Raw genomic sequence first — 19,685 nt, 5'->3', positions numbered from 1 at the left:
CGACGCCTCGACCCTAGGTCGTGGGGCCCTCCGACGCGGGCTTCTCGCCCGATGCGCCACCCGGCGTCTGACGAGGAACCGGCTTCGCGTCGATACCCGACTCCTTGCGCTGCGCCGGGGTGATCGGAGCCGGCGCGTCGGTCAGCGGATCGACGCCGCCGCCCGACTTCGGGAATGCGATGACCTCACGGATGGAGTCCACCCCGGCCAGCAGGGCCGTGATGCGGTCCCAACCGAAGGCGATACCACCGTGGGGCGGCGCACCGAAGGCGAAGGCGTCGAGGAGGAAGCCGAACTTCTCCTGCGCCTGCTCCGCGTCGATGCCCATGATCGCGAAGACGCGCTCCTGGATGTCCTTGCGGTGGATACGGATCGAGCCGCCGCCGATCTCGTTGCCGTTGCAGACGATGTCGTACGCGTAAGCCAGGGCGTTGCCGGGGTCGGTGTCGAAGGTGTCCATCGACTCTGGCTTCGGCGAGGTGAAGGCGTGGTGCACGGCGGTCCACGAGCCGGAACCCACGGCGACGTCGCCGCTGGCGGTGGCATCGGACGTCGGCTCGAACAGCGGCGCGTCGACGATCCAGACGAAGGCCCACTCGTTCTCGTCGATGAGGCCCTGCTTGCGGGCGATCTCACCGCGGGCGGCACCGAGCAGTGCGCGCTGCGCCTTGGCGGGGCCGGCCGCGAAGAAGACGCAGTCACCGGGCTTCGCGCCGACGTGGGCGGCGAGTCCGTCGCGCTCGGCGTCCGACAGGTTCTTGGCGACGGGACCACCGAGGGTGCCGTCCTCCTGGACCAGGACGTACGCGAGGCCCTTGGCGCCGCGCTGCTTCGCCCAGTCCTGCCACGCGTCGAGCTGCCGACGCGGCTGCGACGCACCGCCGGGCATGACGACGGCGCCGACGTACGGCGCCTGGAAGACGCGGAACGGCGTCTCGGCGAAGTACTCGGTGCACTCCACGAGCTCGACTCCGAAGCGGAGATCGGGCTTGTCGGAACCGAAGCGGCGCATCGCGTCCGCGTAGGTCATGCGCGGGATGGGTGTGGTGATCTCGTGGCCGATCAGGTTCCACAGCGAGGTGAGGATCTCCTCGGCGAGGACGATGACGTCGTCCTGCGTGACGAAGCTCATCTCGACGTCGAGCTGGGTGAACTCCGGCTGCCGGTCGGCGCGGAAGTCCTCGTCCCGGTAGCAGCGGGCGATCTGGTAGTACCGCTCGATGCCGCCGACCATGAGCAACTGCTTGAACAGCTGCGGGCTCTGCGGGAGTGCGTAGAAGCTTCCCGGCTGGAGTCGCGCGGGAACCAGGAAGTCGCGGGCACCCTCGGGGGTCGAGCGTGTCAGCGTGGGCGTCTCCACCTCGACGAATTCGTGGTGGGCCAGGACGGACCGTGCCGCCGCGTTGACCTTCGAGCGCAGTCGGATCGCATGACCGGGTCCGGCGCGACGCAGGTCCAGGTAGCGGTACTTGAGCCGCGCTTCCTCGCCCGGAGTCTCGTCCAGCTGGAACGGCAGCGGCGCGCTCTCGCCCAATACCTCCAGCTCGGTCACGTTCACCTCGACGGCGCCCGTCTGGATCTCGTGGTTCTGGTTGCCCTCGGGGCGGAGCTCGACGATGCCGGTGATCTTGACGCAGAACTCCGACCGCAGGCGGTGCGACTGCTCGGCCGCCGGACCGTCGCGGAACACGGCCTGGACCACTCCGGAGGCGTCACGCAGGTCGATGAAGATGACTCCGCCGTGATCGCGCCGTCGAGCGACCCAACCGGTCAGGGTGACGTGTCGGTCCGCGTGCTCGGCTCGAAGCGAACCGGCGAGGTGCGTGCGCAGCACAGGAGTCCTTCCAGAAGTAGACGAATACAGCTGGTGATCCTACGGACCATTCGAGCCCACCCCGACGCCGGGAGAAACAGCGCTGTGTCGGTGGTGGCCACGTGCGAAGCTGTGAGCCGCACACGCCGACGAAAGTGGTGACTCATGACGTTCGACCCCGACGCCAGGATCGACTCCTCCCGGGTTCGACGGTCCTCCGGTGGCCGCGGCAAGGGCATCGCCGTCGGCGGCGGTCTCGGCGGCATCGTCATCGTGGTGATCACCCTGCTGCTCGGCGGCGACCCGTCGTCGGTGATCGGGCAGCTCGGCGGCGGTGAGGCAACGTCGCAGGACTCGGGCAGCGGCGCCATCGAGAACTGCGACACCGGGGCCGACGCCAACGCGAACGTCGACTGCCGGGTCACGGCCACCGTGAACAGTCTCGATCAGGTGTGGGACGCCGAGCTGGCGGCGCAGACGGGCGTGCCGTACGAGCGCCCCGAGGTCGACATCTTCTCCGGTCAGGTCTCCACCGGGTGCGGCGCCGCGACGTCCGACGTCGGCCCGTTCTACTGCCCCGCCGACTCCACCGCGTACTTCGACACCGGTTTCTTCCAGGTTCTCGTCGACCAGTTCGGCTCCAGCGGTGGACCGCTGGCGCAGGAGTACGTCGTGGCCCACGAATTCGGCCACCACATCCAGAACCAACTCGGCGACATCGGCCGGGCGCAGGCCGACCCGAACGGACCCGAGTCCGGCGCCGTGCGCACCGAGCTCCAGGCCGACTGCTACGCCGGCGTGTGGGCGAACAAGGCCGACGACGTTCCCGCACCCGGCAGTTCCGAGCCGCTGCTCGATCCGCTCACCGACCAGGACGTGTCCGACGCGTTGTCGGCCGCGTCGTCCGTTGGCGACGACCGGATCCAGCAGGCCTCGACGGGCCGCGTGAACCCGGAGGGCTGGACCCACGGCTCGTCCGACCAGCGACAGGCGTGGTTCGACGCCGGCTACCGCACGGGAGCTGTCGCCGCCTGCAACACCTACGACGCGTCGGACCTGAACGACCCGTCGTCCGTCCGCTGATGTCGTCCCGCACGGAGCTGCCGGTCTGTGAGACGTGTGGCGTGCAGTTCGACCGCGTCGATCCGGACGAGTGCCCGATCTGCACCGACGAGCGCCAGTACGTCGGACGCGGCGGCCAGCGGTGGACCACCGTCGCCGAGGTGTCGGCGTCGCACCGGACCGTGGTGCGCGAGGAGTACCCGGGCCTGTGGGGCATCGGCACCGAGCCGACCTTCGCGATCGGTCAACGCGCGCTACTGGTCCCCGGCGACGGCGGAAACCTGCTGTGGGACAGCATCACCACGATCGACGACGCCGCGATCGCCCGTGTCACCGAACTGGGCGGCGTGTCGGCCGTCGCTCTGTCCCACCCGCACTACTACAGCGCGATGGTCGAGTGGAGCGAGGCCTTCGGCGACGTGCCGATCTACGTGCACGAGTCCGACCGTGCGTGGCTGCCCCGCGCCGGCAACATCCGCACGTGGTCGGGCGACTCCCTGGAGATACTGCCGGGGCGGACGCTGATCAACACCCGGGTCCACTTCGCCGGCGGTTCGGTGCTGCACTGGCCGGGCACCGACGGCCGCGGCGCGCTGTGCACCGGGGACATCGTCCAGGTGGTGTCCGACCGCCGATGGGTCTCGTTCATGTACAGCTACCCCAACCTGATCCCAGAACATCCCGACACGATCCGCCGGACGGTCGCCCTCCTCGAGAACGTGGCCTTCGAGCGCATCGTCGGGGCGTGGTGGGACCGGGTCGTCGAGGAGGACGCTCACGGCGCGGTGGTCCGCTCGGCGCGGCGCTACCTCGAGCACATCGGCGTGACCCCCGGCTTCTGACCGACCGGCTCAGAACAGGGTCATCGCTGGTTCCGGAGCGGGTTCCGCGGGAGCTGCCCTGGCCACACGCCGCGCACCGGCCGGATCGAGCCCCGTCAGAGAGTGCTTCTCCCGCAACGGTTCCACCTTGTCGCGGAGCCACTGCTTGTATTCCGGGCTGACGTACGCCCCGCGTCCGTAGAGCACCCGGTAGCGGCGCACGAGAGCCGGATGATGCTCGGCGAGCCAGCTCATGAACCACTCCTTGGTGCTGGACCGCAGATGCATCGGCAGCGCGGTCACACCGGTCGCGCCCGCCTCCTCGAGAGCCGCCATCAGGGCGCCGAGGTGTTTGGGACTGTCGGTCAGGAACGGGATGACGGGCGCGATGAGCACGTGGCACGACAGACCCGCGTCCGTGATGGCCCGGATCATGTCGAGGCGAGCGCGCGGTGACGGCGCCCCCGGCTCGAGGGACTTCTGCAGATCCTCGTCGTGAAAGGCGAGACTGACACTCACCTGCACGTTCACCTGCTGAGCGGCGAGGGTCAGCAGCGGCAGATCCCGTCGCAGCAGCGTGCCCTTGGTCAGAATCGAGAACGAGGTGCCGGACTCGGTGAGCGCCCGGATGATGCCCGGCATGAGCTCGTAGCGACCCTCCGCGCGCTGGTACGGGTCGGTGTTGGTGCCCAGGGCGACCGGGTCACGTTTCCACGAGGCGCGGGCGAGCTCCTTGCGCAGCACCGAGACGATGTTGGTCTTGACCACGATCTGCGAGTCGAAGTCGCGGCCCGCATCGAGGTCGAGGTACTCGTGGGTGGGCCGGGCGAAGCAGTAGCGGCACGCGTGCGAGCACCCGCGCGCGGGGTTGATGGTCCAGCGGAACGGCAGCGCCGATTCCTCGGGCACCCGGTTGAGGGCGCTCTTGCAGAGCACCTCGTGGAAGGTGACGCCCTCGAACTCGGGCGTGCGGACAGTGCGGACCAGACCGGCACGCACCAGCCCGGTGCGCTCGAGGCCGGGAAGCGCCCCGTCGGGAGCGTCGAGTGTCTGACCGTCCCACCGCATGACCCCTCCTGTTCTCCGGCGACCCCGGCACACCGATCCCTCGAACACACGATCGATCGACGAATCGCAGACAGTCGAACATCCGTTCTATCGAGGTGTCAACTCTTCGGTAGTGTCGGTCGACATGGCCCTCCTCCCGTCTCCCCCGTCACCTGCTGACGGCGCCCGGTCCGACGATGTCGTCGCCTGGGTCGCCGAGCACCTCGGTGACCTCACCCTCGAAGAGCCCGAGGAGATCCGGGCGGGCGGTCTGCGCGGCGGACAGTCGGCAGCCGACGCCGCTCTCGCAAGCCTGGACATCACGGGCTACGCCCGGTCCCGCAGCACGGTGGAACCGCCGTCGCGGCGCGGGGCGAGTCGAATGTCGCCGTACATCCGGCACGGCCTGCTCACGCTGAGCGAGGTGTGGGACGCGGTGGCGGACGCGCCGACCCGCGACCGGTCTCGTTACCGCGACGAGTTGCTGTGGCAGGAGTACGCCCGCCACCTGTACGCACGGGTGGGCTCGCACCTGGGGGCGTCACTCACGCGCGAGCAGCCCCGTCCGGCCGTCTCGGCGCACGACACCTGGTCGGACGATCCGTGGCCGGCCCGGATGCGCTGCATGGAGTCCGTCGTCGACGAGCTGCACGAGGACGGGTGGCTGGTGAACCAGACGCGCATGTGGCTGGCGTCGCAGTGGGCCGTGCGGGCCGGCGCGACATGGCGGGACGGCGAGGACGAGATGTTCACCCATCTCCTCGACGGCTCGAGGGCGGCCAACCGACTCGGCTGGCAGTGGACCGTCGGTACCGGCAGCGGCAAGGTTTACGGGTTCAGTCGCTGGCAGGTGGAGAAACGCGCACCCAGCCTGTGCCGATCGTGCGCGCTGTCGTCAGCGTGTCCCATTCAGGACTGGCCGACGGCCGCTCTCGGCCCGTCGGTCGACGGACCGAGCCTGGCCACCGGCGACACCCCGGCCGGCCCCGCGGACACCGTGGGTGAGGACGGCGACGAGGTGTGGCTGACGGCGGAGTCGCTCGGCAGCGCGGATCCGGCCCTCGCGGCCGACGACGCCCGCCCCGCGGTGTTCGTGTTCGACGAGCCGCTGCTCCGACGGTTGCGATTGTCCGGCAAGCGACTGGTCTTCCTCGCCGAGACACTCGGCGAGCTCGCCGCCGTCCGGCCTCTGGAGGTACGGCGCGGACGGGTCACCGAGGAGCTCGCCGGACGGCGCCTCGCCGCGACATACGCCCCGGTACCGGGGTGGGCACGCATCGCGGCCGCCCTCGATCCGGTGGAGGTGCACCCGTGGCCGTGGTTGGTGCGTCCGACCCGATCGTCGGTGCGGTCGTTCAGCGCGTGGCGCCGGGCGTCGGAGCGGGGAGGCCGGAGGCCGGCCGGGAAGTAGGCGGGGAGGGCGGAGCCCGGCCGGAAAGTCGGCAGGAGGGCACCAGGTGGATCGGATACGGTCGAGCGCGTGACCGAACCCACGGACCCGTCCGCGTCGATCGAACCGACCGCTCCCACGCTCGAGCCGCTGCTGCGCATCGTGTTGCGCACCGCGGATCCGGTGCAGCTCGGCGACACTCCCGTCGGCGCGGAGTCCGTGGCACCGGTCGTGGGTGGTGTGCTGAGTGGGCCCGGGGTCGAGGCCGTCGTCCGCGCCGTCGGTGCCGAGCACGCCCACGTCCGAGCGGACGGATCGACCACGTACTCCACCGACCTGTTGGCCGACGTCGAGTCGGACGACCCGGGCGCCGTGATGCGGTTGACGCTGAACTCCGTCCGCTTCGGATCGGCCGAGGTCGTCGAGGCCCTCGATCGCGGGGAGGACGTCGAGTCCGCGCTCTACTACTTCCGCGGCACCCTCACGGTGTCCACGTCGATCCGGACGCTCGCCTACCTGAACAGGGCCGTGATCGTCACCTCCGGCTCGCGTCAGGGCACCCAGTCCGTGGTCGACGCGTTCCTGGTCACGTAGTCGATGACCACCACCGGTGCCGGGCGTCCCAGGCTCACCACCCGTAAGCGACCGGGAGCCACGGCGCGGGAGGAGATCCTCGACGCGGCGGCGGAGCTGTTCACGACGCGGGGTGTCACCAGCACGTCCACCCGCATGATCGCCGACGCGGTCGGGGTCCGGCAGGCGTCGCTGTACCACCACTTCGCCACCAAGGACGACATGCTCGCGGCGCTGCTGGTGGGGACCGTCGACGCACCCCTGGCCTGTGCGCAGGCGCTGCGTGACGCCGCGGCCGACGCTCCGAGCGCGCTGTATGCCCTGGTGTGGTTCGACGCGGACCAGCTCATGACCTCGCGATGGAACCTCGGCGCCCTGTACCTCGTCCCCGAATTGCGCAGCGCACGGTTCGAACAGTTCCGCACTCGTCGCTCCGACCTCATGGCGCTCTACGCCTCGCTGTCGCGGGACGCTCTCGTCGACATCGGCACGCTGGTGGTCTCCGAGGAACTCACACACCTCCCGTTCCGCATCGTCGAATCGGTGATCAGCGCCCGGTCCGATGCGGAATCGACGCGGCACTCCCTCGCGACGCCCGACACGATCGCCGACGCCGCGGTGCGTGTGCTGGGGTGGGCGGGCGCGACGGCGTCGTTGCGTGACACGGCCACGACACTGCTCGACGCCGCTCGGCCGATCAGTCGGTGAGAGCCGCGACCTCGGCGTCGGTGAGCACGGTCGCCGGGGCTCGCCCGGACGTGCGGACCACGTCGATCGCCCGATAGAGCGGGCGCTCCGACAGCCCGGCCTCGCGGGCCTCGGCGCGAAGCTGGGTCACCAGTACCGACGACAGCGCCAGAGCCGACGCGAGCGGGGACGAGGCCAGTCCGTCCGCCACCGCGCGCAGCGCGATCGGCTGCAGTTCGCGACCGCCGTCGGTCGTGTACATCGCCACGCCGACCGTGACGTCGCCGGACGAGTCGCCGACACGGATCAGCACCTGGCTGACGCGCGCGACCCGCACGAGGACCTCGACCTTCGTCGCGTCCGACAGGTTGACCCGTCGCACGCGGAACGACCCGCGCCGGCTCACCACACCGTGATCGATCCACACGCGTCTGCGGCCGCCCGACACGACGGCGAACCCTGCAGTGGCGACGAGCGCAGCTCCCAGAGCGACACCGACGTACGGCGAGATCAACAGTCCGGCGACGACACCGAGCACGGCACCGACCACGGCGAACACCGCACCGGCGACGCGGAGCCGCGGAACGATGAGCTCCGGCGGCACCAGATCGAGCGCCACCAGCCCTCTGTCGGCCATGGTCAGCTCACTGGCGACAGCGTGGCACGCACGCGAGCGGTGGCCTCGGACAGCGGGATCGACGACTGCTCGCCGGTCGCCAGGTCCTTGAGGCCGATCTCTCCGGCCTCGAGATCGCGATCACCGAGCACCAGCGCGAGGCGGGCACCGGAACGGTCGGCACCCTTCATGGCGCCCTTCATTCCGCGGTCGCCGTAGGAGAGGTCCACGCGGACGCCGGCGGCCCGAAGTTCCCGGGCGATCACCGCGAGACGCAGCTTGGCCTCCGGACCCATGGGCACGCCGTACACCTCGCACCGGGCCGTCGACGCGGGCGCGACGCCCTCGGCCGCGAGAGCGAGCACCGTGCGGTCCACGCCGAGACCGAAACCGATGCCCGACAGGGGCTGCCCGCCGAGCTGCGCCATGAGGCCGTCGTACCGTCCACCGCCGCCGATGCCGGACTGCGCACCGAGACCGTCGTGGACGAACTCGAAGGTGGTCTTCGTGTAGTAGTCGAGACCGCGCACCATGCGCGGATTGACCACGTACGGCACGCCCATCGCGTCGAGATGGGCACGCACGGTGTCGAAGTGGACGCGAGCCGACTCCGACAGGTGGTCCATCATCAACGGTGCGTCGGCCGTCATCTCACGGACGTGCGGTCGCTTGTCGTCCAGGACGCGGAGCGGATTGATCTCGGCGCGGCGACGCGTGTCCTCGTCCAGCTCGAGACCGAACAGGAAGTCTTGCAACAGCTCCCGGTACTGCGGGCGGCAGGTCTCGTCACCGAGCGAGGTGAGCTCGAGCCGGAAACCGGTGAGACCGACGCTCCGGAACCCACTGTCGGCCACGGCGATGACCTCGGCGTCGAGCGCAGGATCGTCGACCCCGATGGCCTCGACGCCGACCTGCTGCAGCTGCCGGTACCGACCGGCCTGGGGGCGCTCGTAGCGGAAGAACGGGCCGGAGTAACTGACCTTCACCGGGAGCGCTCCGCGGTCGAGGCTGTGCTCGATGACCGCGCGCATCACGCCGGCGGTGCCCTCGGGACGCAGCGTGACACTGCGGTCACCCTTGTCGGCGAAGGTGTACATCTCCTTGCTCACCACGTCGGTGGACTCACCCACGCCGCGTGCGAACAGCGCCGTGTCCTCGAAGATGGGGAGCTCGATGTGGCCGTAGCCCGCGGCCCGGGCAGCGGCGGTGAGAGCGTCGCGCACGGCCACGAAGGTCGCGGAGTCGGGTGGCAGGTAGTCCGGGACGCCCTTGGGGGCGGCGAACGGCTGGATGCGTTGTGTGTCGCCGGTCATCGCACACCACCGAGTCCCACGAGGAACGGGTTGCTGCCGCGTTCCGCGCCGATGGTGGTGGACTCGCCGTGTCCGGGCAACACGGCGGTCTCGTCGTCGAGGCACAGCAGGTGCTCGGCGATCGAGGCGAGCAACTGCTCGTGATCGCCGCCGGGCAGATCGGAGCGACCGATCGATCCCGCGAAGAGCGTGTCCCCCGAGAAGATCACCTGCTGCTCGCCCCCGTCGAGACGGAAGACGACGGAGCCACGGGTGTGACCGGGCGTGTGCGCGACGGTGACACCGAGTCCGGCCACGTCGAGAACGTCGCCGTGCGCCAGTTCCACCACCGTCGAGGGCTCCTCGAAGGTGGAGTGCGCGATCAGCGGCGCCAGGACCGGGCCGATACCGGACGCCGGATCGGTGAGCATGTGGCGGTCGTCGGGATGCACGTACAGGGGAATGTCGAAGCGCGCGCACACCGGCGTCGCGTCCCACATGTGATCGAGGTGGCCGTGCGTGAGGAGCACTGCGATGGGCGTCAGGCCCGCGTCGTCGAGGAACGAGTAGAGCGGCGCCGCGGCGTCCTGGCCGGGATCGACGACGATGCAGTCCGTCCCCTCGTCCCGACTGACGACGTAGCAGTTCGTCTGGAACATGCCGGCGGGGAATCCGGTGACACGCACAGTGAAGGACTCCTCATGCTTTGCGGTGCAGCGATCCGCGATCGGACGAATGCCACCAGCGTAGGCGGTGCGACCGGGCGCCCCGGAACGTGGGGCAGGCACCTCGGCCGTCCACCGGGTCAGGTGCCTCTCAGGGAAGCCTGGCACACTTCTGCTGCTCACCCGCTCCAGCGAGAAGAGGAACGCCAACCGTGCCGACGAACGAACAACGACGTGACGCTGCCAAGCGCAAGCTCGAACGCCAGCTCGAGAACCGTGCCGCTCGGGCGCGACGACGCAAGCAGGCGACCATCGCCGCCGCCGTCATCGGACTGGTCGTCGTCATCGGCGGCGTCGCTGTCGCCATCGGTGTGACACGCGGCGACGACGACACCGCCGTCGAGGCCTCCGACTCCCCCACCAGCGAGAACGCGACCCCGGAGGGCATGCTGCCCGCCGGCCGCTCGGAACCGCTGCCCGAGACCGTGAGCTGCTCCTACCCTGCGGGCGGCACTGCCGCGAAGCCGGCGAACGCTCCGCAGACCGAGAACGTGCCCACCACGGACGACAACGTCAGCGTCAGCATGGACACCTCGCAGGGCCCGATCGGCCTGTCGCTCGACGCCACGAAGGCGCCCTGCACCGTGAACAGCTTCGCCTCGCTGGCCGGGCAGAACTACTACGACGCCACTCCCTGCCACCGTCTGACCACGGCCGACAGCCTGAAGGTCCTGCAGTGCGGTGACCCGACCGGCGCCGGAACGGGCGGCCCGGGCTACCAGTACGCCAACGAGTTCCCCACGGACCAGTACGCCGACGATCCGGCCGCGTTGCAGTCGCCCGTCCTGTACCCCCGCGGAACCATCGCGATGGCGAACGCCGGCGCCGACACCAACGGCAGCCAGTTCTTCCTCGTGTTCGGCGATTCGCAGCTGCCCCCGAACTACACGGTGTTCGGCACGATCGACGAGACCGGCCTCGCGACGCTCGACAAGATCGCCGCAGCGGGCGTCGAGGGTGGCGCGCAGGACGGTGCGCCGGCTCTCGCGACCACCCTGAACACGGTGCGGCTCGACCTGGCCTGACGGCTCACCCCGCACCCTCCCCGCGAGTACGCCGACAGTGTCGTGATTCCGGACGGGATCACGACACTGTGGACGTACTCGCGGGAAGGGTGTCGAGTTCTAGGCAGCCGAGGTCAGGCGATACACGTCGTAGACACCCTCGACGTTGCGGACCACGTTGAGCACGTGCCCCAGGTGCTTGGGATCGCCCATCTCGAAGGTGAACTTGGAGATGGCCACGCGATCACCGGACGTGGTGACCGACGCCGACAGGATGTTGACCTTCTCGTCGGCCAGCGCCTTCGTGACGTCGGAGAGCAGACGGTGGCGATCGAGTGCCTCGATCTGGATCGCGACGAGGAACACCGACGACGGCGACGGGGCCCACTCGACCTCGATCAGCCGCTCCGACTGCGTCTGCAGCGACCCGGCGTTGGTGCAATCGGTGCGGTGCACGCTCACCGAGCCACCGCGGGTGACGAAGCCCATGATGTCGTCTCCCGGCACCGGGGTGCAGCACTTCGCCAGCTTGGCGACGACGCCGTCCGCACCCGACACCATGACCCCTGCGTCGCCGACGCGGCGCGGACGGGTGGGAATGGTGGACGGGGTGGACCGCTCGGCCAGTTCCTCCTCGACATCGCCGACACCGCCGAGGTGAGCGACGAGACGCTGCACGACGTGCTGCGCCGAGACGTGGTTCTCCCCCACCGCGGTGTAGAGAGCCGAGACGTCGACATACCGCAGCTCGTGCGCGATGGCCGACATGGACTCGCCGTTCATCAAGCGCTGCAACGGAAGACCCCCGCGCCGCACCTCCTTGGCGATGGCGTCCTTGCCGGCCTCGAGCGCTTCCTCGCGGCGTTCCTTGGCGAACCACTGGCGGATTTTGGTCTTCGCACGCGGCGACGCGACGAAGGTGGCCCAGTCGCGGCTCGGTCCGGCTGTCGGGGCCTTCGAGGTGAAGACCTCGACCACCTCGCCGTTGTCGAGCTGACGCTCCAGTGCGACGAGGCGCCCGTTGACGCGGGCACCGATGCACCGATGCCCCACCTCGGTGTGCACGGCGTAGGCGAAGTCCACGGGACACGATCCGGCGGGCAGGGTCACCACGTCGCCCTTGGGGGTGAAGACGAAGATCTCCTTGACCGCGAGGTCGTACCGCAGCGACTCGAGGAACTCCCCCGGATCCGCGGCCTCCCGCTGCCAGTCGAGCAGCTGGCGCATCCACGCCATGTCGTCGAGCTCGGTCGCGTCACCGGAGTGACGGCCCTTCGTCTCCTTGTATCGCCAGTGCGCGGCGATGCCGAACTCGGCGGTGCGATGCATGTCGCGGGTGCGGATCTGCACCTCGAGAGGCTTGCCCTCGGGACCGACGACCGTGGTGTGCAGCGACTGGTAGACCCCGTAGCGCGGCTGCGCGATGTAGTCCTTGAACCGTCCGGCCATCGGCTGCCACAGCGAGTGGACCACGCCGACGGCGGCGTAGCAGTCCCGGATCTCGTCGCACAGGATGCGCACGCCGACCAGATCGTGGATGTCGTCGAAGTCGCGGCCCTTGACGATCATCTTCTGGTAGATCGACCAGTAGTGCTTGGGCCGACCCTCGACCACGGCACTGATGCGGGAGGCCGACAGGGTCGCGTTGATCTCGGCGCGCACCTTGGCGAGATAGGTGTCGCGTGACGGGGCCCGGTCGGCGACGAGGCGCACGATCTCGTCGTACTTCTTGGGGTGCAGGATCGCGAACGCGAGGTCCTCGAGCTCCCACTTGACCGTCGCCATGCCGAGGCGGTGCGCGAGCGGTGCGATGACCTCGAGGGTCTCCTTCGCCTTGCGCGCCTGCTTCTCCGGCGGCAGGAAGCGCATCGTACGCATGTTGTGCAGCCGGTCGGCCACCTTGATGACCAGCACCCGCGGATCCCGCGCCATCGCGATGATCATCTTGCGGATGGTCTCGCCTTCGGCGGCGGTGCCGAGGGCGACCTTGTCGAGCTTCGTCACGCCGTCGACGAGATGGGCGACCTCGTCGCCGAACTCGGTGCGCAGCTGGTCCAGCGAGTAGCCGGTGTCCTCGACGGTGTCGTGCAGCAGCGCCGCGACGAGCGTCGTGGTGTCCATTCCCAGCTCGGCCAGGATGTTGGCGACCGCGAGCGGGTGCGTGATGTACGGGTCACCCGACTTGCGCATCTGCGAGGCGTGCCGCTCGTCGGCCACGTCGTACGCGCGTTGCAGCAGACCGAGATCCGCCTTCGGGTACATCGACCGGTGGGTGCCGGCCAACGGCTCGAGCACCGGCTTGACCGCGGTGTTGCGCTGCGCGGTGATGCGGCGGGCCAGCCGCGCACGAACGCGCCGGGACGCGGACGACGGCGCAGTGGGGGTGGCGGAGGAGGGTGCCGGATCGGGCACTGGCTCCGTGGCGGGTGCGACCGGCTCCGGTGTCAGGGCATCGGTGCGCGCTGTCGGATCGGCAGGCTCCGCCCCGAAGGGCACGGGCTCCGTCGCGGCCTCGTCAGCCGCAGCATCGGCAGGCAGGACGGCGTCGGACGGCAGCGACTCCCCCGCGGCAGGCGGCACTGCTGCGGACTCCTCGGCGGTACGACCGATGTATCGCGTCATGATCGACACCTCCTCAGCTGCTCGAGAGACCCGACTCTATCCGCCGTCACCGGAGCGCACAGCGCACGCCCTCACATCTTCTCGAGGTCGGATGCTCAGACGACGCCCAATGTCGTGAGCGGTCCATGCTTCCAACGCTCGCGGCCGCCCAGAACTTCCACCTCGAGAACGACGGCGGCACCCACCACGATCGCTCCGCACCGCGTCAACAGTTCGGCGGCGGCCTCGAGTGTGCCGCCGGTCGCGAGCACGTCGTCGACGACGAGTACGCGGCGCCCCTCGAGCGCGATGCCCTCGGCGGAGATCTCGAGCTCCGCCGTGCCGTACTCGAGTTCGTACGACTGCCGGTGCACCGGCGGGGGCAACTTCCCCGCCTTGCGGACGGCGATCACGCCGGTGTTCAACGCCAGCGCGACGCCGGCACCGAGAAGGAAGCCGCGCGCGTCGATACCGGCCACGACGTCGGCGTCACGGCCCGCCTCGGCGAGCGAGTCCACCACGGTGCGCAGCCCCTCCGCGTCGGCGAACACGGGCGTGAGGTCGGCGAAGCGCACTCCCGGCGTGGGGAAGTCGTCGGCCCAGCGCGTCAACCGGGCGACGACGTCCGATCCACCGGGTGCGCTCGTGGTGGGGCTGCTCGATCCGGGTGTACTCATCCGACGAGTATCCACTTGTCCATGTTCCAGCCCGCACCCGCGACCGTCGGGTTCGACTCCACACCACGCATTCCGGACGCCACCGCGGTGACGCGCGGCGCGTTGTAGAGCGGGAGGGTGGGCATGTCGGTCCACAGGATGTTCTCCGCCTCGACCGCCGCGGCGAGCACGGTGGCGTCGGACTGGTCGACGGCCAGGCGATCGATCAGCTCGTCGAGACGCCCGTTGGCGTAGCCGCCGACGTTGACGCCCTGTCCGCCGCGCAGGGCGAAGCGACCGGGATCCGCGGAGGACGTGCCCGACGCTCCCGCCTGTCCGGCGGTGGAGGCCAGGACGGCGTCCACTTCCCCGGCGCGCAGAGCGAGCGGCGAGAAGGTCGGCGACGACGCGTCCACGATCTCGATGCCGAGAGGTGCGCAGGACGATGCAATGGCGGCGACGACGGCCGCGCGGCGCTCGTCGGGCCCCAGGTAGCCCACGCGGACGACGGGGTCGGTCAGACCCGCTTCGGCGAGACCCGCGGTCACCCCGGCGACGTCCGCGGTGCGGTACCGCTCCGCCGCGGTGGCCGCCACCGAGCGGTAGGGCAGCGTCGCGGGAAGGGTGGTCCGGCTGTCGACGATGCCGGACCCGCGGCCGGTCTCCGCCTCGTATCCGGGGTGGCCGTGCTGCGCGTACAGCTCGCCGCGGGGAACGCATGCAGCGAAGGCGCGGCGTGCGGCCGGGTCGACGAAGACACCGGACGTGGCCATGGTCAACTGCTCGACGCCGAAGGACGGCTGAGCCGTCGACGTGAAGCCGTCGGGAGTCGCCGTGCCGCCGTCGGCGTCGACGACCTCGATGTCGCCCGATGCCGCCTTGGCCGCGATGTCGGCGCCCTTGGGCCACACGACGACACGATCCGTGGCGGCGGGAACACCCCACCACCGTTCGTTGGGTACGAGCGCGAGACCGTTCTCGACCGAGTACGACTCGATGCGGAAGGGCCCGGACGACACGAAGACCGCCGGGTCGACGGTTCCGACGTCCTCCCCCTCCGCCGGGGTGAGGTTCCATCCGGTGTTCCAGACGTCCGCGATGCGCCGCAGTGCGTCCTGGTCACCGCCGGCGAGGGTGCTCACGACGTCCGGCACGCCGGCGATGCGGGCCGCGACGTGTGCGGGCATCATCGTCCCGGCGCCGAAGAGGGACTGCCACTCGACGTACCCGCGTCCCGAGCGGAACGTCACGGTCGCGACCTTGTCCGCGGGAGCGCAGTCGATGCGTTCGATGTCGGTGTAACCGGCGGTGGACGCGGCGTCGAAGAGCGGCGCTCCGTCCGCGGCTGTCCGGCCGCTGCGTGCGGCCCACGCCAGCACGAGGTCGTCGCACGTCATCGGCACACCGTCGGACCACACGGCGGGCGCGGCGAGCGTGTAGGTGACCACCTGCTGCTCGCCGGGTACCTCCACGGCCGTCCCGATGTCGGTGTCGCTCACGGCACCGCCGCTCGGGGCGGTGAGCGCGAATCCGGGCAGCACTCGCGAGAAGGCCTGCGGCGCAGCCGAGACCGATCCGGCGACGGTTCCGCCGTTGTAGGTGGTGACGGTGTTGTCGACGGCGTAGCCGATGGACGGGATGCGGGTGTCCTCGTCGCCGCACGCCACGAGTGTCGTGGCCGTGATCGCGGCGAGCGCCGCGACGGCGACGCCTGTCCTGACCCCTGACGACGCACGCATGTCAGCTCCTCCGCTTGCCGCGCTTACCCGTCGGGCGCGCGCCTGCGCGAGGCGCCGCGGCCGCAGTGCGTGCGGTCTTGGCCGGAGCACCCGTTGCCGTTGCCGTGGCGGTCGCCGTGCCCGTGGCGCCGGCCGGAACCGCGCTCTCGGCGCGCGGACACGTGGTGCCCTCGCGCTTCGCGAGCACCTTCTTCGTGTGCGCCGCGACCGGGCCCCACCGTTCCTTCAGCGTGACCACCAGCGGGGTCGCGAAGAAGATCGACGAGTAGGCGCCGATGACGATGCCGACGAGCTGGACCAGTGCGAGATCCTTCAACGTCCCCACACCCAGCAACCAGACCGCGATGACGATGAGGGCGATGACAGGGAGCACGCTGATGACGGTGGTGTTGATCGAGCGCATCAGCGTCTGGTTCACCGCGAGGTTGGCCTGCTCGGCATAGGTGCGCCTGTTGAGGTGCAGGATGCCGCGGGTGTTCTCCTCGACCTTGTCGAACACCACCACGGAGTCGTACAGCGAGAAGCCCAGAATGGTCAGCAGTCCGATGACGGTCGCCGGAGTGACCTCGAACCCGACCAGCGAGTAGACACCCGCCGTGACGAGGATGTCGAAGAACAGGGCCGCGATACCGGCGAGCGCCATGTCCCGCTCGTACCGGACGGCGATGTAGATGCTGACGATCACCAGGAACACCACGAGCGCGATCAGCGCCTTGTCGGTGATCTGGGAACCCCAGGTCTCACTGACGTCGGTGAAAGAGACCGCATCGCGCGTGGTCTCACCCTCCGCGTTGGCGGGCTGGAACGCGTCGAACAGGGCCGTCTGCAGCGCGGACGCCTGCCCCTGGTCCAGCGACTCGGAGCGGATCTGCACGGTGGCGCCGGATCCGGTGCCCACGGTCTGGACGGCGACGGCGTCCTGACCGAGGGTGTCGGTGTAGATCTCCTCGACCTGCGCGGTGTCGACGCCCTGCGGAGCCGGGAACTGCACGCGCGTGCCGCCCTCGAAATCGATACCGAGCGTGAAGCCGCGGACCGCGATCGACAGCAACGACACCAGCACGAAGGCCGCGGTGACGCCGTACCAGAGGCGACGGCGTCCGATGATGTCGAACGCGCCGGTGCCCGTGTAGAGCCGCGACAGGAGTCCGCGACCGGCCTCGGGTGCGTCGGGAACGGTGTCCTCGGTGGTGGTGGTCGTCTCGGCCACGGGTCAGGCCTCCTTGCTCGGGCCGGCTGCCGCGGTAGCAGCATCGCGGGTGGTCTTGGCGGCGGCAGCGCGTTTGCGCGCGCGGGCGATCTCCTGGACCGCACCGAGACCGTTGATCGACGGCTTGGACCAGAACTCGGACCGCGAGGCGAGGTTGACCAGTGGCCACGTCACGAGGATCACGATGACGATGTCCAGCAGGGTCGACAGGCCGAGCGTGAACGCGAAGCCGCGCACCTGACCGACGGCGAGCACGTACAGCACCGCCGCCGCGATGAAGCTCACCGCGTTGCCGGACAGGATGGTGCGCCGCGCACGGGCCCAACCACGCGGAACCGCCGAGCGGAAGCTGCGACCCTCGCGTATCTCGTCCTTGATGCGCTCGAAGAACACCACGAACGAGTCGGCGGTCATACCGATACCGATGATCAGACCGGCGATGCCGGCGAGATCGAGCGTGAACGAGATCCATCGACCGAGCAGGACGAGGATCCCGTAGATGGCGACCAGCGACAGCACCAGCGACAGCGCTGTGAGGATGCCGAGCATGCGGTAGTAGAGGAGGCAGTAGATGAGGACGAACACGAGGCCGATGGCGCCGGCGATCAGGCCTGCCTCGAGCGACGCGAGTCCCAGCGTCGCCGACACTGTCTCCGCCTCGGAGGCGGCGAACGACAACGGCAGCGATCCGTACTTCAGCGTGTTGGCGAGCTCGCGGGCACTGTCAGCGGTGAAATTGCCGGTGATCTGCGTGGCGCTGCCCGCGGGGGTCGCGCCCTGGATGACCGGTGCGCTGACGACCTTGGAGTCGAGGGTGAACGCGGCCTGCTTGCCGATGTTCGCCGACGTGAACTGAGCCCAGGTGTTGCCACCCTCGGTGGTGAAGCTGAGGGAGACGACGTTGCGGGACTGCTGGGTGTCGAACTGCGAGCTGGCGTCGGCGATCTGCTGTCCGTCGATGATCGACGGCTCGAGGATGTAGACCGCGGTGCCGTCCGTGGAGCAGGCGACGAGCGGCAGGGCCGGATCGTCGTTGCCCTGCAGGGGGTCGGGCGCGGAGCAGTCGATCGTGGCCATGGCCTGCTGCTGCACTGTCGGGTCGGTGCTCTGCCGCTGCGCCTTCGCCTCGGCGATCGCGTCGGCGGTCTCGTCCGCCGACGACGCGGGCGGGGCGGCACCGGGCTCGGAGGCGGAGGTGTCGGACGGCGCGGGTGTCTCGGACGGGGCGGGGGTGTCCGTGGGGTCCTGCGCCGGGAAGGGGCGGTTCTGCGGCGCCGGTGTCGCCGGAGCCGTGGTGGCCGCAGGGTCGGCAGCCGCGGGGTCGGCAGCGGGGTCGGTCGCCGCGGGAGCGGGAGTGCCCGCCGGAGTGGGGGCCTGGGACGTCAGCACGGGGCGGATGTACAGCCGGGCCGTCTGACCGAGTGTGCGGGCCTGCGAGCTGTCGTCGCCGGGAACCGTGATGACCAGGTTCTGACCGTCGACGACCACCTCGGAGCCGGAGACACCGAGACCGTTGACGCGGGTCTCGATGATCTGCTGCGCCTGACGCAGGCTCTCCTGGCTCGGGGCGCTGCCGTCGGGCGTGCGCGCGGTGAGCGTGACGCGTGTTCCACCCTGCAGGTCGATGCCCAGCTTGGGAGTCGGGGACTTGTCACCGGTGAAAAAGACCAGGACGTACACGAGGGCGATGAAGACGCCGAACACGGCGAGATACCGCACCGGATACGAGGATCCGCTGGATGGGGCCACGGTGAGTGCTTCTCCTGAGTGAGACGGACCGGCTGGAGGAGACGGACCTGCTGCTGGTCGGACGGGGGTGGAGCGCGGCGGCGGCGGGCGTCACGGACGGCCGGAGCCTGACCGACCGTACCCTCTCCACAACGACGCACCGCCCCCGAGGACGACCTCGGGGGCGGTGTATCCGCTTTGTCTCACTCCTTGGTGAGTCGTGCCTGCGATCGGCCGTCGTCCGCTCCGCCGAGGCCGTTCTCCAAACTGTCGACGCGCGATCCGGCGTCGCTGTGGTCCTCGAAGTCGCTGGTCGGAGCGGCGTTCTCCGCAGCCGACTCGTCCAGCTCGTCCTCGTCGGGCAGCACGTCGCGCACGACGGCACGCGACCAGGTGGTGATGATGCCGGGAGCGATCTCCAGGTCGACGGTGGTCTCGGTGAGTCCGTCGACGAGGCCGTGCAGCCCGGACGTGGTCAGGACGCGATCGCCGATGGACAGCGCTTCCTGCAGCTCGACCGTCTTGGCCACCTCACGCTTCTGGCGGCGGATGCCGAGAAACATGGGCACGAGCAGGGCGAGAACGAGAAGCGGAAACAGCAGTTCCATCAGAAACGTCAATCCTTAGATCTTGGGACTCGGAACTTTCAGTGTGCCACGTTCGGTCGGGCAATCGGGCGTGTCGACCGCCCGAAACGCCGGAATCGTCCGGATCCACCGGC

17 protein-coding genes are annotated in these 19,685 nt (G+C 69.8%); 6 read left to right on the top strand and 11 right to left on the bottom strand.

The features are described from left to right. Window positions 1–13: 13 nt before the first annotated feature. On the bottom strand, window positions 14–1,834 hold the full coding sequence (gene aspS / locus QE397_RS08760) for an aspartate--tRNA ligase (protein ID WP_222631023.1): 1,821 nt from the start codon (window positions 1,832–1,834) through the stop codon (window positions 14–16). Window positions 1,835–1,978: 144 nt separating this feature from the next. On the opposite strand from aspS, the gene QE397_RS08755 reads away from it, so the two are divergent. Beyond that, on the top strand, window positions 1,979–2,896 hold the full coding sequence (locus tag QE397_RS08755) for a neutral zinc metallopeptidase (protein ID WP_027505242.1): 918 nt from the start codon (window positions 1,979–1,981) through the stop codon (window positions 2,894–2,896). Between the two features lie 41 nt (window positions 2,897–2,937). Beyond that, window positions 2,938–3,717, top strand: a complete 780-nt coding sequence (locus QE397_RS08750) for an MBL fold metallo-hydrolase (protein WP_222631021.1) — start codon at window positions 2,938–2,940, stop codon at window positions 3,715–3,717. Between the two features lie 9 nt (window positions 3,718–3,726). Here QE397_RS08750 and QE397_RS08745 read toward each other — a convergent pair whose 3' ends face one another. Next, on the bottom strand, window positions 3,727–4,764 hold the full coding sequence (locus QE397_RS08745; protein ID WP_056444753.1) for an Rv2578c family radical SAM protein: 1,038 nt from the start codon (window positions 4,762–4,764) through the stop codon (window positions 3,727–3,729). 124 nt (window positions 4,765–4,888) lie between these two features. Here QE397_RS08745 and QE397_RS08740 point away from each other — a divergent pair, with 124 nt between their 5' ends. From QE397_RS08740 to QE397_RS08730, 3 genes are all read left to right on the top strand, one after another. Then, entirely contained in the window at window positions 4,889–6,154 is a 1,266-nt protein-coding gene (locus tag QE397_RS08740) for an FAD-binding domain-containing protein (protein ID WP_307092877.1), read from the top strand. Window positions 6,155–6,223: 69 nt separating this feature from the next. Next, complete coding sequence (locus QE397_RS08735) at window positions 6,224–6,727, top strand: DUF3237 domain-containing protein (protein WP_056444756.1); 504 nt, start codon at window positions 6,224–6,226, stop codon at window positions 6,725–6,727. 3 nt (window positions 6,728–6,730) lie between these two features. Continuing rightward, the gene (locus QE397_RS08730) at window positions 6,731–7,414 is read left to right on the top strand and encodes a TetR/AcrR family transcriptional regulator (RefSeq protein ID WP_307092875.1); all 684 of its coding nucleotides are present in this window, start codon (window positions 6,731–6,733) and stop codon (window positions 7,412–7,414) included. On the opposite strand, the gene QE397_RS08725 is transcribed toward QE397_RS08730, so the two are convergent. Genes QE397_RS08725 through QE397_RS08715 form a run of 3 tightly spaced genes read right to left on the bottom strand, consistent with a single transcriptional unit; the run spans window position 7,404 to window position 9,987 of the window. After that, window positions 7,404–8,030, bottom strand: a complete 627-nt coding sequence (locus QE397_RS08725) for a hypothetical protein (protein WP_027505236.1) — start codon at window positions 8,028–8,030, stop codon at window positions 7,404–7,406. The genes QE397_RS08730 and QE397_RS08725 overlap by 11 nt on opposite strands. 2 nt (window positions 8,031–8,032) lie before the next feature. Continuing rightward, window positions 8,033–9,322 carry a histidine--tRNA ligase gene (hisS, locus tag QE397_RS08720; protein WP_222645259.1) on the bottom strand — a complete coding sequence of 430 codons (1,290 nt, stop codon included), beginning with the start codon at window positions 9,320–9,322 and terminating at the stop codon, window positions 8,033–8,035. Continuing rightward, window positions 9,319–9,987 carry an MBL fold metallo-hydrolase gene (locus QE397_RS08715; protein WP_307092872.1) on the bottom strand — a complete coding sequence of 223 codons (669 nt, stop codon included), beginning with the start codon at window positions 9,985–9,987 and terminating at the stop codon, window positions 9,319–9,321. Before QE397_RS08715 ends, hisS begins: the two co-directional genes overlap by 4 nt. 191 nt (window positions 9,988–10,178) lie before the next feature. Between QE397_RS08715 and QE397_RS08710 the strand changes: the two genes are divergently transcribed. Then, the gene (locus tag QE397_RS08710) at window positions 10,179–11,051 is read left to right on the top strand and encodes a peptidylprolyl isomerase (RefSeq protein WP_027505233.1); all 873 of its coding nucleotides are present in this window, start codon (window positions 10,179–10,181) and stop codon (window positions 11,049–11,051) included. A gap of 99 nt (window positions 11,052–11,150) precedes the next feature. Here the strand turns inward: QE397_RS08710 and QE397_RS08705 are convergent, their stop codons facing one another. The 6 genes from QE397_RS08705 to yajC all read right to left on the bottom strand — a co-directional run bounded on the left by QE397_RS08705 (window position 11,151) and on the right by yajC (window position 19,572). Beyond that, the gene (locus QE397_RS08705) at window positions 11,151–13,652 is read right to left on the bottom strand and encodes a bifunctional (p)ppGpp synthetase/guanosine-3',5'-bis(diphosphate) 3'-pyrophosphohydrolase (protein ID WP_307092871.1); all 2,502 of its coding nucleotides are present in this window, start codon (window positions 13,650–13,652) and stop codon (window positions 11,151–11,153) included. A gap of 95 nt (window positions 13,653–13,747) precedes the next feature. Continuing rightward, the gene (locus QE397_RS08700) at window positions 13,748–14,308 is read right to left on the bottom strand and encodes an adenine phosphoribosyltransferase (RefSeq protein WP_027505231.1); all 561 of its coding nucleotides are present in this window, start codon (window positions 14,306–14,308) and stop codon (window positions 13,748–13,750) included. After that, window positions 14,305–16,026, bottom strand: a complete 1,722-nt coding sequence (locus QE397_RS08695; RefSeq protein ID WP_307092870.1) for an ABC transporter substrate-binding protein — start codon at window positions 16,024–16,026, stop codon at window positions 14,305–14,307. The genes QE397_RS08700 and QE397_RS08695 overlap by 4 nt, the downstream gene beginning before the upstream one ends. A gap of 1 nt (window position 16,027) precedes the next feature. Continuing rightward, window positions 16,028–17,236: a protein translocase subunit SecF gene (gene secF, locus QE397_RS08690; protein ID WP_373425219.1), complete on the bottom strand. Its 1,209-nt coding sequence runs from the start codon at window positions 17,234–17,236 to the stop codon at window positions 16,028–16,030. Between the two features lie 3 nt (window positions 17,237–17,239). Beyond that, on the bottom strand, window positions 17,240–18,985 hold the full coding sequence (gene secD, locus QE397_RS08685) for a protein translocase subunit SecD (protein WP_051613210.1): 1,746 nt from the start codon (window positions 18,983–18,985) through the stop codon (window positions 17,240–17,242). Between the two features lie 182 nt (window positions 18,986–19,167). Then, window positions 19,168–19,572, bottom strand: a complete 405-nt coding sequence (gene yajC, locus QE397_RS08680) for a preprotein translocase subunit YajC (RefSeq protein WP_081821185.1) — start codon at window positions 19,570–19,572, stop codon at window positions 19,168–19,170. Window positions 19,573–19,685 lie beyond the last annotated feature (113 nt).

Source organism: Rhodococcus sp. SORGH_AS_0301, assembly GCF_030818285.1.
In the GTDB taxonomy this organism is placed as follows: domain Bacteria; phylum Actinomycetota; class Actinomycetes; order Mycobacteriales; family Mycobacteriaceae; genus Rhodococcoides.
The sequence above is the reverse complement of the archived record's forward strand: the minus strand, read 5'-3'. Positions and strand labels throughout refer to the sequence as shown.

Excerpts from the sequence above, each read along its gene's own strand:
- QE397_RS08755 (WP_027505242.1), top strand. The coding sequence starts at position 1,979 with ATGACGTTCGACCCCGACGCCAGGATCGACTCCTCCCGGGTTCGACGG.
- QE397_RS08705 (WP_307092871.1), bottom strand. The coding sequence starts at position 13,652 with ATGACGCGATACATCGGTCGTACCGCCGAGGAGTCCGCAGCAGTGCCG.
- yajC (WP_081821185.1), bottom strand. The coding sequence starts at position 19,572 with ATGGAACTGCTGTTTCCGCTTCTCGTTCTCGCCCTGCTCGTGCCCATG.
- QE397_RS08745 (WP_056444753.1), bottom strand. The coding sequence starts at position 4,764 with ATGCGGTGGGACGGTCAGACACTCGACGCTCCCGACGGGGCGCTTCCC.
- QE397_RS08700 (WP_027505231.1), bottom strand. The coding sequence starts at position 14,308 with ATGAGTACACCCGGATCGAGCAGCCCCACCACGAGCGCACCCGGTGGA.
- QE397_RS08725 (WP_027505236.1), bottom strand. The coding sequence starts at position 8,030 with ATGGCCGACAGAGGGCTGGTGGCGCTCGATCTGGTGCCGCCGGAGCTC.
- hisS (WP_222645259.1), bottom strand. The coding sequence starts at position 9,322 with ATGACCGGCGACACACAACGCATCCAGCCGTTCGCCGCCCCCAAGGGC.
- QE397_RS08730 (WP_307092875.1), top strand. The coding sequence starts at position 6,731 with ATGACCACCACCGGTGCCGGGCGTCCCAGGCTCACCACCCGTAAGCGA.
- QE397_RS08740 (WP_307092877.1), top strand. The coding sequence starts at position 4,889 with ATGGCCCTCCTCCCGTCTCCCCCGTCACCTGCTGACGGCGCCCGGTCC.
- QE397_RS08695 (WP_307092870.1), bottom strand. The coding sequence starts at position 16,026 with ATGCGTGCGTCGTCAGGGGTCAGGACAGGCGTCGCCGTCGCGGCGCTC.